Here is an 11,350-nt window from a genome sequence, read left to right on the forward strand (position 1 = left end):
GGTATTCAGGTAAATTGCGCGGCCTCATGCTGCGCTCCGCCCGCACCTTCGCCCCTCCAGCAGTGGCGCTCGCCCTCGTCCTCGCCGGATGCGGGGGTGGGGACGACGACCAGAAGACGGTCGCCGCCGACGTCCCGGGCACGACCGCCGCGGCCCCGGCTACCGACGCGAAGGCCGTGAAGGCCCAGCGGTCGGCCCCCGGCGGCGTCGTCGAGCGCTACATCGCGGCGTTCACGAAGGGCGACGGCAGGACCGTGTGCGAGCTCTACACGGCGTCGTACCGCGCGAAGGTGGCGCAGGCCTCCAAGGACACCTGCGCGAAGGGCATCGACGTCGCCTACCAGTCCGGGGGCGGGTCCGACCAGTTCCAACAGTCCCTCAACGGGCTGAAGGTCGCGTCGGCCACCGAGAAGGGCGACGACGCCCTCGTCACGCTCGTCTCCACCGGCGGCGCCGGTGGCGCCACCAGGACCGGGCTGACGATGCGCCTGCGCAAGGAGCGCGGCGCGTGGCGGATCGCCCAGCCCCACACGAAGTAGGGAGCGCCTCCGCGGCACCCGGCCGTCGGGGCGCGCAGCCACGGGCCGCGTCGCCCGACGCGGACCGCGACTGCACGCCCTACGGCGCCTTCACCCCGCCGGTCCCCGGGATCGGCGTGCCGCCGGGCGGTCCGGGTCGGCTGCCGTCGCGGCCGACCAGCGGCGTCTGCGCGGCACCGAGGACCGGACCGCCGGGAACCCTCGCCCCGTAGACGGCGCCCTCGAGCGGCGACCACGAGCCTCCCGGGAAGTACTTGCCGGTGACCGCGGTCGCACCCGTGATCCCCGTCCCCTCCGGGATCAGGTTCTCGGGCAGGAACTGCGGCTGCACGATCGTGAAGAAGGGCGCGCCCCGGGTCCGGGCGTTCCGGAGCCACGGACCGGTGATCGCGTCGGTGAACGCGCGGGGCCGGTCCAGGCGGGCTCGGACGTCCTTCGGGTCCGAGCCGTCCCGGAACGCCTCGTTCAGCGCGAGCCCGGCGGTGTACCCCTGGAGCCCGGCGATCGACGGGCGCTCGCCGGAGAACAGGAGGGGCAGCACGGTCGCGTACGCCTCGCCGTCCTTCGAGTTGATCCGGACCGCGCCCGGCGAGCTGATCGTGCCCTGGAGCCCGGCCGCGCCGCTGTCGATGATCAGGCGCTCGTCGAAGAGGTCGCCGGAGGTCAGCACCTGCGACGTCGTCTTCTCCCCGAGGCCGGCGAGCAGCGTCGAGAGGCGGTCGCGGTCGCCGCTGATGACCGACGAGACGACGCGGTCCGAGCGGGTCGCCCGCCGGAACGCGGCCTGGTCGGGGTCCGTGACGACGTCGATCGCGACGCCGGTCCCCCGCAGGCCCTCCCGGATCCCGGCGAGGAGGTCGTCGTAGCCGACGGCGTTCCCGGCGCGGATCACGCTGAGCCGGCGGGGGGCGTCCGTCCGGACCCGGAAACCCTGGTCCTTCACGTACTGCCCGAGCGCGAGGCCCTCGTCGCGCGGGTCCGGCGCGAGGCGGTACGTGGACCGGCCGCCCGCGATCGGGGCGTCGGGGTCGGCGACGACGGTCGGCAGGTCGCCCGCGGCACGGATCGCCCCCCCGGCGCCGGCGCCGCACGGGGCCGCCAGGACGACGGCGCCCTCGGACCGGGCGTCGCGGACGACCGCGGCGGCGCGGTCGGCGGAGCCCTGGTCGTCGACGGTCCGCAGGACGAGCTTGCGGTGGCCGTCGAGGCCACCCGACGCGTTCAACCGGCCGACGCCGAGCGCCACGCCCTGTGCCTGCGCGCGGCAGCGTCGGGCGTCGACGCCCGAGAGGTCGGCCGTCTGGATCGCCAGGCGCGGCTTCGGGCCGCCCGTGGTGGTGTCGCCGACCTGGAGCGCGACCGGGGTGGCCGGCTGTTGCCCCCCGACCTTCGTGTACGCGAACCACGTCCCGGCGGCGGGCAGCCGGACATCGGCGCTCCACGCGTCGCGCGGCCCCTTGCGGAGGGTCGCGCGGACCGTGCCCTGCGAGCAGGCGCACCGGAGCTCGACGTCGATGGACCGGACGCGGCCCTCGGCCGGCCCCTCGTTCAGCGCGGTCGGCTCGACGACGACGCGGTTCTGCCCGGGCTGGGCCGGCGCGACGGTGACGCGCAGCAGGTCGCCACCACCCGCCGCGGTGGCCAGCGCGGGACCGCCGAGGATGTTCCCGCGCTGCGAGGCGACGGGCTGCCCCTGTCCGGGCACGAGCCCGGCGAGGATCGCCGCGGCCGCGACGACGAGGAGCGCGAGGCCGGCCTCGACGCGCAGGAGCAGCCGCGACCGGGTGGGCAGCGCGGTGCCGACGTCGACCCCGCGAAGCCGCCGCCAGGTCAGGCCGCCCAGGAGGACGGCGGCGGCCGCGAGGACGATCTTCACGATCAGGAGACGCCCGTAGTCGCTCCAGCGCAGGAAGTACCAGCCGTCGACCTCGCGCAACGCGGCGATCGTGCCGGTCACCGCCAGGACGCCGGTCGCCGCGACGGCCGCGGGCGCGTAGGCCTTGAAGGCGCGCACCCGGTCGCCGCCGAGCAGGACGAGCGCGACGAGGCCGCCGAGCCAGACGCCCGCCGACAGGCCGTGCAGGGCGCCGACGACCATCGGGAACACCGTCGAGCCGCGACCACCCTGGACGTGCCCGTCGATGCCGTAGCCGATCAGGCCGATCACCCCGGCGGTCAGCAGCAGGACGTCCGCTCGCGGGAGGTCCCCGCCGCGGCGGCGCCACGCCGCGACGCGGAGGGCGGGGAGGCCGATCAGGGCGATCAGGACGAGGCGGGCGAGCGCGACCCGCCCGTTGGCGTTGCCGGTGAGCAGGGCGAGCGACGGGTCGCCGATGCCGGCGGTCGCGAGCACCGCCACCGCCTCGGCGGCCCCGAACAGGGCAAGCGCCAGGGCGATCGCGGAGAGCCGGCGCCAGCGGGTGTCGGCGGCGAGCCGGGCGGCGGCCGTCGGGACGTGGCCGGCGCGGGCCTCGAGGCGCCGCAGCAGCGCGCCGCCGAGGAGCACGGCGACGCCGAGGATGCCGAGCCAGCGGACGATCGTCGCGAAGGCGCCGTCGGACGCGGAGTCCTCGTCGCCGCGGCCGCCGGTCGCGGTCGACCCGGGGCCGGCGAGGCGCTCGGCGCCGGGCGGCGGCGCGCCCTTCGCGCCGTCGACGCCGAAGCGGAACGAGCCGCTGGTCGTGTGGCCGTCGGAGCCGAGGGCGACCCAGCGCACCTCGTAGACGGCGGAGGAGAGCTTCGGGAGCTTCAGCCGGAGGCCCGAGGACCCCGCGAGCTGCGGGGTCGCCCGGACGACGCGGCCCTCCGGGGCCGAGCCGATGCGGCGCACCTCGATCGACGACCCGCGCGGGATGACGTCCTCCGTCATGGCGAGACGGATCTCGCTCGGGACGGTCTGCGTCGCGAGCCCGCCCAGGGGGGAGGACTGCACCAGCGAGGGATGGGCCGCAGCTGCGGCCGGGAAGATCAGGAGGAGCGCCAGCACGGCAGCGGCCGCGGTGGAGATCCACCGCGGCCGCTGTGCGCGACGCCCACGAACGGGCGTGGGCATCGTCGGGGGCGCTAGAAGCGCACCTTCACCGCGCGCTTGACCGTCGTCTTCCCGACCTTGCCGGAGACCGTGACGGTGTAGCTGGTCCTTGCCTTCAGCTTGGCCTTGCCGCGCTTCAGGGTCCACGAGCCGGTCTTGTTCAGCTTCAGCGACTTCGCCTTCGCCGTCGCGACCGTCTTCCTGCCGGCCTTCACCACGATCTTCACCTTCGTGAAGCTCGCGTTCTGGGCCTTGACCTTGACCTTCGCGGACGTCTTCGTCCGCAGCGTCTTCAGCGCCTTCTTCAGCGACGCGGCGCTGAGGGCGGGCTTCTTCGCCGACTTCGGCGTGTCGGCCGGGACCTCGGGCAGCGGCGCCTGACCCTTCGGCGAGATGCCCTTCGGGGTCACCCACACCATCGAGTGCGGCTTGTAGAACCCGCCGTCCTTCGTGCCGGGCCAGTCGCGACGGTTGAAGTTGATGCCCAGGGCACCCGTCTTCTCGTCGCGGAAGTCCTCGTCGTAGGACAGCTTGCCGTCCTTGTCGATGTTCACCAGGTAGTACCGGTGGTCACCGTCGACGCCCGTGCGGGAGACGAAGTAGTCCGAGAACACCAGACGCGTCGGAGCGCCCGAGGCCGTGTAGCTGTGGTTGTCGAGCGCCGCCCAGTGGGGACCACCGGTCGTCGGGTCGTTGACCTTCAGCGTCGAGATCTGCGTCGGGCAGTCCGCGACCTTCTGGCCCTGCGCGAGCTTGTACACCGCGCGCTGCGCCGACAGGTCGACCTTGCCGTCACCGTCGGTGTCGATGCCCTTGGTCAGGTCGCACGCGACCTTGCCGTCCTGCGCCGACTTGATCAGGTCCTGGATGTCCAGGTCGTAGAGCTCCTTCGTGGCACCCTGGTCGAAGTAGTTGTCCGACCCGGGGTTGCGGCCCTGGACCGCCCGGAAGAACCACTTGTTGTCCCGCGACACCTGGTGCCACGCACCACCGGCGCAGTCGCCGGGCTGGTCGAGGAACTTCGAGACGTCGTCCTTCGTGTTCAGGTTCGACAGGCCGTCGTCCCAGACCTGGATCCACTTGTCCGACGCGTCGCCCTTGAGCTTCGTCACGTCCGGGGTGAAGAACACGCCACCGCCGCACATCGAGCCGGCGAAGACGCCCTTGGACTCCAGCGTGTTGGGGTAGTCCTTCGTGGTCGGCCAGGTCTTGGCGTTCTCCATGATCCCGTAGTTCTCGTGCGCCCGCTGGGCCGGCTCGCGCCACCCCTTCGGGACGTGCGCGACCGACGTCAGGCGCGGGGCGCCCGGGTTGGAGGTGTCCCACGAGCGGATCGTCGGACGGAACGCGTACTTGTCCAGCGTCTTGACCGGGTCGAGCACGATCTCGCGCGGCTCGGCGTAGTCGGACGTGATCATCGTCTTCAGGTCCTGGCGGATCTGGATGCCGTGCGGGTTGGCGCACGTGCCCAGCGGCCGGGCCTCCTGCGTGGAGCACGGCTCCGGGACGCCGCCGGCGTTCTTGCCGGCGCCGCCCGCGGCCAGGACGTTGCCGCCCGGCGTGACGGACTCGACGACGAGGCCCTTCTCCTTGTCGGGCTTGAAGACCGCGATCGCGCCCGGCGAGCCGCCGAAGTTCGCGACCGGGCCACCCATGTACGTCCCGATGAAGCGGCCGTCACCGACCGCGTCGTACGCGTCCGGGATCGAGTAGCCGACGCCCGTGAGCGGGATCTGGTTGGTCAGCTTGATGTTCGGGATGTCGTCGACGTTCAGCACGTGCGTGGTCGACGCGAACAGGGCGCCGGCGATGATCGGGTCGCCGTCCTCCCACTCGTACTGCATGTGGTGCGGCTCGTTCTCCACGCCCCACGGCAGCGGCAGCTGCACGAAGTTGACGACCTTGCCGTAGTCGTCGTTCTCGGAGCCGTCGGTGTTGTACTTGCGCACGTCGACGACCTGGAAGCCGTCGAGCCCGGGGAGGAACTGCGGCCCGAGCAGCTCGAGCAGGCCCTGCGGGTTGATCGTCGCGTTGTTGACGAGCTTCGAGATCACGTCGGCGTTGACGTCGGCGGCGTTCTGCTTGCCCGACCACACGACGTTGTACTCCGGCTTCGCCCGCGGATCCGGGAACGCCTTCCGGGCGGCGTCCTTCTGTGCGTTGGTGGCGCCCGGCTTGACGGCGATCGCGTAGAGGTCGCGGTACTTCTGCTGCGCGGCCTTCCAGGCGGCCTCGGCCTTGTCGCGCTTCTCGATCGCGCCGGGGATCGTGTTGTTGTCGACCGACCCGATCTTCGTCGCCCGCGACAACGTGTTGGCCAGGAACTCCGCCGAGATCGGCGTGTCCGACGGACCGGCCGACGCCGACCGGGTCGAGGTGATCGCGAGCACCGCACTGAGCGCCGCGACGGCGGCCACGAGGGCCGCGAGGCTTCGGCGTCCCCGTGGGAACGCCCTCCAAATCGCTTGCATCTGGTCCTTGGGGGTCAGCGCCGGATGAGGCGCGTCGGTCGTGAGAGACGGTCGTCGAAGGCCCGGCCGGACCGAAAGCTGATTCATGGATCAACTTCCAGCCTTTTGGACGCTTGTCGGACTCGGATCGCTATTATGCACATTCCATACCGGGTTTACGCTTTTCGTTTACCCGGCACTCAGGGAGACCCCGATGGCGCGCTGACGCGCCGTCAGGTCGCCGCGGAAGACCCCTTGAACGCCACGCCCACCACCGAATCGGTTCCCGCGCCCGCCCCCGCGTCGCGCGTACCGGACCGCCGGGAGCCCACGGCCTCCCGCCCAGGCCCCGGGGCCCGCGTGCTCGCCGGCGCGGCCGACCGACTACGCCGCTGGGGCGGCATGGTCGCGCTGTTCGGCGCGGTGCTCCGTGCGCTCGCGACGCCCCCGTTCGCGTGGCGCCGCGAGTTCGTGATCGCCTGCATCGAGCTCCTGCGCTCGTCGTTCTGGCCGATCGCGATCTCCGTCGCGGTCTTCGGGTTCTCCGGCCCGGGGCTCCAGGCCGGCAACTTCCTCGAGGCGTTCGGCTCGACCGACCGCTCCGGCGGCTTCATGGTCGTCGCGATCGTCCGCGAGTTCGGGACCTTCGTGACCGCCGCGGTGGTGGCCGGGATCGTCGGCACGATGCTCACCGCCGAGCTCGGCACGCGCCGCGTCCGCGGGGAGATCGACGCCCTCGAGAGCCTCGGGGTCGATCCCGTCGCGGCGATCGTCGCCCCCCGCACCCTCGCGCTCGTCGTGATGCTGATGGTGCTCGACGTCTTCGCGCTCGTCTTCGGCGTCGCCGGCGGCTACGTGGCCTCGGTCGGCGTCCTCGACGGCACCACCGGGGCGTTCGTCTCGTCGTTCATGGCCAACGCGACGTTCCTCGACCTGCTGGGCAGCGTCGTCAAGGTCGGCATCTTCGGCCTCCTGATCGGGATCATCAGCTCCTGGTACGGCCTGCACGCCAGCGGCGGCGCCCACGGGGTCGGCCGGGCCGTCAACCGGGCGGTCGTCGGCTCGCTGATGGCGATCTTCGTCGTCAACCTCGTCTACACCCAGTGGTTCCTCGCCACGTTCCCGGAGGTCAACGTCCTCCGATGAGCGCGACCGAGCAGCCCCCGCGGGACCGCATCGACAGCTCCGTGCCGCGGGCCGGGTACCCGGGCGGACCGGGCGAGGCCGGCAACGCGACCCGACGCCGTCGCGGGCTCGGCGTCAGCCTCGACGAGACCGTCGACGCGACGAAGGTCCGCGGGTTCTTCCCGCTGATGGGCGAGCTGACGACCTTCGGCGGCGAGCTCGTCCGCGAGATCCCGCGCGTCCGCAGGCTCGGCGCCGAGACCGTCCGCCAGGCCGCGCTGATCGCGTCGGGCTCGGTCCTCGTGATCATGGCCGCGGCGTTCTTCGCGGGCGGCTCGTGCGGGCTGGAGTCGACCGCACTTGCGCGCGCGTTCGGCTTCGACCCGATCGCCGGCGGCTTCTCCGCGTGGTGCAGCCTGCGCGAGGTCGTCCCGTTCGTCTTCGGCTACATCCTGGCCGCGAAGGTCGGCTGCGGGATCGTCGCGGAGCTGGGCGCCATGCGGGTCTCGGACGAGGTCGACGCCCTCGAGGCCATGGGCACCCGGTCGCTCGCGTACCTCGCCGTCACCCGGCTGGTCGCCTGCTTCGTCGTCCTGCCGATCGCGTACCTGCTCGCGCTCGCGAGCTCGTTCGTCGCCGCCTACCTGATGTCGGTCGTCCGCTTCGGCGACGTCTCCCCCGGCACCTGGAAGCTCTTCTTCCTCTCGTTCCAGGACGAGTGGGACGTCCTCTTCTCCGTCATCAAGGGCATGGTGATCAGCGCGTGGGTCGTCCTCGTCGCGCTGTTCTACGGCTCGCGCGTCCGGGGCGGACCGGTCGAGGTCGGGATCGCGACCGCCCGCTCGATGGCCGTCTCGGTCGTCGGCGTCACCACCATCTCGATGCTCGGCACGCTGGTCTTCTGGGGCGCCAACAGCAGGATCCCGATCGGATGAGCGGCCGGTCACCCCAGCGCGTCCGGGCGACCGCCGGCGGCCTCGTCGCCGTGGTGGTCGTCGGCGGCCTCGTCGTGCTCCGCCCGTGGGAGGACGACGACGGCCCGCGCATCACGGCGATCTTCGACGCCGTCCCCGGCCTGGTCGAGGGCGCGCAGGTCCAGCGCGGCGGCGTCGACGTCGGCACGGTCGAGAAGATCGGCCTCGACGGCGACCGCCCCCGCGTCGTCGTGCGCCTGAACGGCGGCGAGCGCCTGCACCGCGGCGCGAGCGCCGACCTGCGCATGGTCTCCCTCAGCGGCCAGCTCAACCGCGTGATCGCGCTCACCGACGGCAAGGGTCCGGAGCTCGCCGACGGCGCGACGCTCGGGCTCGCCCGCACCGAGCAGCCGGTCGAGATCGAGCAGGTCCTGAGCACGCTGGACCCCGCCACCCGACGGGCCGTCCGCCGCGTGGCCGCCGGGACCGCGGCGTCGGTCGACGGCCGCGGCGAGGCCCTGGCGGGCACGCTCCGCCGCGCCCGCTCCGCCCTCGACGCGACGAGCGCCACGGTCGGGGACCTCACCGCCGACGGCACCGCCCTGCGCCGCGTGGTCTCCTCGACCGCCCAGGTGACCTCGGCCCTGGCCGCCGCGCCCGGCACCACCGGCACCGCGGTCGACCGCCTCGCCGCGGTGCTCGGGGACACCGCCGCCGAGCAGGAGGCGCTCGGCCGCAGCCTCCAGGCACTCCCCGCGTCGCTGCGTGCCCCCCGCGGGACGCTCGACCGCCTGCGGGCCCAGGTCCCCCGCCTGCGCGCCACCGTCCGCGACGCCGCGCCGGCGATCCGGTCCGTCCGCGCGATCGCCCCCGAGGCCCGGACGACGCTCGTCGCCGCGCGGCCCGCGCTCGGGCAGTTCCGGCAACTCGTCGTCGCCGCCCCGGGTCAGCTCCGGCGCGTGAAGCCGCTCGTCGACGAGGCCACGCCGCTGGCCCGGAAGCTGACCCCGGCGCTCGACCAGGCGAACCCGATGCTCGACGAGGCGCGGGTCCGGCTGCCGGACTTCTTCTCGTTCTTCGCCAACTGGGCGGACTTCACGAGCGTCTACGACCGCAACGGCCACGGCGCCCGCGTCGGCATCGTGCTGCCGCCCACCCCGAACCGGACCGCGTCGCCGGACGGGCAGGACGCCGGCAGCCTCGCGCGGCCCTTCCTGCGCCCGCCGGGGTCGCTCCAGGACACGCCCTGGACGACGTTCCAGCAGTCGTTCCTCTCGAAGTCGGTGAGCCCGTGAGCACGCCCCGCACCCACCGTCGCCGGCCCGCCGTCCCGCTCGCCGGGCTGGTCGTCCTCGTGGTCGCGCTCGCCGTGGCCGCCGCCGGGGTCCTCGGCGTCCGCGCGCTCGTCCGGGGCGACGACGGGCAGCAGGTCGTCGCCGAGTTCTCCGACGCCCGCGGGCTCGTGGTCGACGCGGACGTCCTGATCGCCGGCGCCAAGGCCGGCCGGATCTCCGCGATCGACCTGACGAGCGCCGGCACCGCGCGCGTGACGATGCGGCTCCACGACGGCCTGGAGCCGCCCCGCGCCGACGCGCAGGCCGCGATCCGCCCCGCCGACCTGCTCGGCGACGTCGTCCTCGACCTCTCCCCCGGCTCGGCCCCCGGGCCGCTCCGCGGGCCGGTCCCGATCTCCCGCACGGTCAACGCCCCCCGCCTCGAGCAGGCGCTCGAGACGTTCGACCAGCCCGTGCGCGACGGCCTGCGCGCGATCTTCGTCGAGGGCGGCCGGGGACTCGCCGGGCGCGGCGGCGACCTGGCCCGGACGCTCGTCGCGCTCCGGCCCGCCGTCACCGCGACCGACGGCGTCCTGCGCGAGCTCGACAGCCAGCAGGCGGCCCTGAAGTCCGTCGTCGGCTCGGCCGGGACCGCGGTGCACGACCTCGCGTCGACCTCCTCGGAGGGCCAGCGCGCGCTCGTCGGCCTGCAGCGCCGGCTGTCGACGGTCGCCGCGGAGCGCGCCCCGCTCCGGGCGGGCATCGGGGCGCTGCCGGACACGCTGGCGAAGGTCCGGAGCACCACCGGCGCCCTCAGCGGCACGGTCGACCGGGTCGTCCCGCTGGCGGACGAGCTCGGCGAGCTCGCGCCGGGGCTGACGACGGCCGCGCAGCGCGCCCGGCCGTTCCTCCGCCAGACCGCCCGGGCCTCCGGCGACCTGCGTCCGACGCTCGTCGCCCTGCGACGCGCGCTGACGACCGGCCGCGGCACGTTCACGTCGCTGACGGCCGGCCTGAACGGCCTGCAAGCGACCGCCCCGAGCCTCGACGCCACCGCGTCCGCGTTCGAGGACGCGGGCCCCGCGATCTCCAAGGGCTTCTTCGTGAACTTCGCCGACCAGGGCGCCGAGCCCGGCCGTCAGCCGCTCGACGTCACCGCCGACCCCGCCCGCAACTACTGGCGCGGCGCAGCGGTCTTCTCGTGCGAGGCGTTCGGCGTCCCGATCGAGCCGGGCTGCATGACCAAGGCGTTCGGAGCTCCGTGATGGCCCGCTTCCGCCGTCGTCCCGCGCACGCGAAGGACCACCGTCGCCGCGACGCCGTGCTCGGCGCCGCGCTGCTCGGGCTCGTCCTCGTCGCGGCCTGGCTGTCGACCGTCGCCATCGACGGCGGCCCCTTGTCGGACCCCTACACCGTCCGGATCGCCGTGCCCGAGGGCGCGCCGCTCCTGAAGGACGGCGACGACGTCCGCATCGCCGGCGAGCGCGCCGGGACCGTCCGCGGCGCCCGCGAGATCGGCGCCGACGACGTCGCGGCCGCCACGGGTGACAGCAGCACCGACGGCGTCCGCGGCACGCTCGTGACGATCGACCTGGACCACGGCCCGATCGGCCGGGACGCGCAGGCCACCGTGCGGCTGCGCGGCGTCGCCGGCGCCGTCTACGTCGACCTGCGGCCGGGCGACGCGTCCCGCCCCCTCGCGGACGGGGGTCTGGTCCGCGGGCCCGCGTCCGCCGCCACCCAGCTCAGCGACGTCGCCGCGCTGTTCGACCGCTCGACCCAGAAGGCGGTCCGCAGCACCGCCGAGGGCGTCGGCGGCGGCCTGAACGGCCGGGGCGACCACCTCAACCACCTCGTCGCGGCCCTGCCCGACACGTTGCAGCGCGCCACGCCGCTGGCCCGTGCCGCGTCCCCGTCGCCCGGCGCCCTGCGGACGCTCGTCGGCGACGCGTCACCGGTGCTGCGCGCCCTGCACGCCGACGGCGACCTGGCCGGGACCCCGCCGGCGCTCCGGCGC

Annotated in this window: 8 protein-coding genes; 6 read left to right on the forward strand and 2 right to left on the reverse strand. The window is 74.1% G+C overall.

Annotated elements, in window-relative coordinates; translation table 11 throughout:
• Nucleotides 1–26: 26 nt before the first annotated feature.
• The gene (locus PATMI_RS0102630; RefSeq protein ID WP_157260582.1) at nucleotides 27–539 is read left to right on the forward strand and encodes a DUF4878 domain-containing protein; all 513 of its coding nucleotides are present in this window, start codon (nucleotides 27–29) and stop codon (nucleotides 537–539) included.
• Nucleotides 540–618: 79 nt separating this feature from the next.
• Here the strand turns inward: PATMI_RS0102630 and PATMI_RS26845 are convergent, their stop codons facing one another.
• Both PATMI_RS26845 and PATMI_RS0102640 read right to left on the reverse strand, forming a co-directional pair.
• The gene (locus PATMI_RS26845; protein ID WP_084269551.1) at nucleotides 619–3,591 is read right to left on the reverse strand and encodes an ABC transporter substrate-binding protein; all 2,973 of its coding nucleotides are present in this window, start codon (nucleotides 3,589–3,591) and stop codon (nucleotides 619–621) included.
• 11 nt (nucleotides 3,592–3,602) lie between these two features.
• Nucleotides 3,603–5,987, reverse strand: a complete 2,385-nt coding sequence (locus PATMI_RS0102640) for a hypothetical protein (RefSeq protein WP_026909746.1) — start codon at nucleotides 5,985–5,987, stop codon at nucleotides 3,603–3,605.
• Between the two features lie 435 nt (nucleotides 5,988–6,422).
• Here PATMI_RS0102640 and PATMI_RS0102645 point away from each other — a divergent pair, with 435 nt between their 5' ends.
• The 5 genes from PATMI_RS0102645 to PATMI_RS37165 form a co-directional block, all read left to right on the forward strand.
• Nucleotides 6,423–7,166 carry an MlaE family ABC transporter permease gene (locus PATMI_RS0102645; protein WP_026909747.1) on the forward strand — a complete coding sequence of 248 codons (744 nt, stop codon included), beginning with the start codon at nucleotides 6,423–6,425 and terminating at the stop codon, nucleotides 7,164–7,166.
• The gene (locus tag PATMI_RS0102650; RefSeq protein WP_245604064.1) at nucleotides 7,163–8,080 is read left to right on the forward strand and encodes an MlaE family ABC transporter permease; all 918 of its coding nucleotides are present in this window, start codon (nucleotides 7,163–7,165) and stop codon (nucleotides 8,078–8,080) included. Before PATMI_RS0102645 ends, PATMI_RS0102650 begins: the two co-directional genes overlap by 4 nt.
• Nucleotides 8,077–9,354, forward strand: a complete 1,278-nt coding sequence (locus PATMI_RS38485) for an MlaD family protein (RefSeq protein ID WP_026909749.1) — start codon at nucleotides 8,077–8,079, stop codon at nucleotides 9,352–9,354. The genes PATMI_RS0102650 and PATMI_RS38485 overlap by 4 nt, the downstream gene beginning before the upstream one ends.
• Nucleotides 9,351–10,598: an MlaD family protein gene (locus PATMI_RS37160; RefSeq protein WP_026909750.1), complete on the forward strand. Its 1,248-nt coding sequence runs from the start codon at nucleotides 9,351–9,353 to the stop codon at nucleotides 10,596–10,598. Before PATMI_RS38485 ends, PATMI_RS37160 begins: the two co-directional genes overlap by 4 nt.
• The coding region (locus PATMI_RS37165) for a hypothetical protein (protein WP_026909751.1) at nucleotides 10,598–11,350 on the forward strand (753 nt) is incomplete at its 3' end. The genes PATMI_RS37160 and PATMI_RS37165, both read left to right, overlap by 1 nt.

Origin of the sequence: Patulibacter minatonensis DSM 18081, from assembly GCF_000519325.1 — a bacterium.
GTDB lineage: Bacteria > Actinomycetota > Thermoleophilia > Solirubrobacterales > Solirubrobacteraceae > Patulibacter > Patulibacter minatonensis.

Coding starts and splice junctions, on each gene's coding strand:
- PATMI_RS0102630 (WP_157260582.1), top strand. CDS start 27: ATGCTGCGCTCCGCCCGCACCTTCGCCCCTCCAGCAGTGGCGCTCGCC.
- PATMI_RS26845 (WP_084269551.1), bottom strand. CDS start 3,591: ATGCCCACGCCCGTTCGTGGGCGTCGCGCACAGCGGCCGCGGTGGATC.
- PATMI_RS0102645 (WP_026909747.1), top strand. CDS start 6,423: ATGGTCGCGCTGTTCGGCGCGGTGCTCCGTGCGCTCGCGACGCCCCCG.
- PATMI_RS0102650 (WP_245604064.1), top strand. CDS start 7,163: ATGAGCGCGACCGAGCAGCCCCCGCGGGACCGCATCGACAGCTCCGTG.
- PATMI_RS38485 (WP_026909749.1), top strand. CDS start 8,077: ATGAGCGGCCGGTCACCCCAGCGCGTCCGGGCGACCGCCGGCGGCCTC.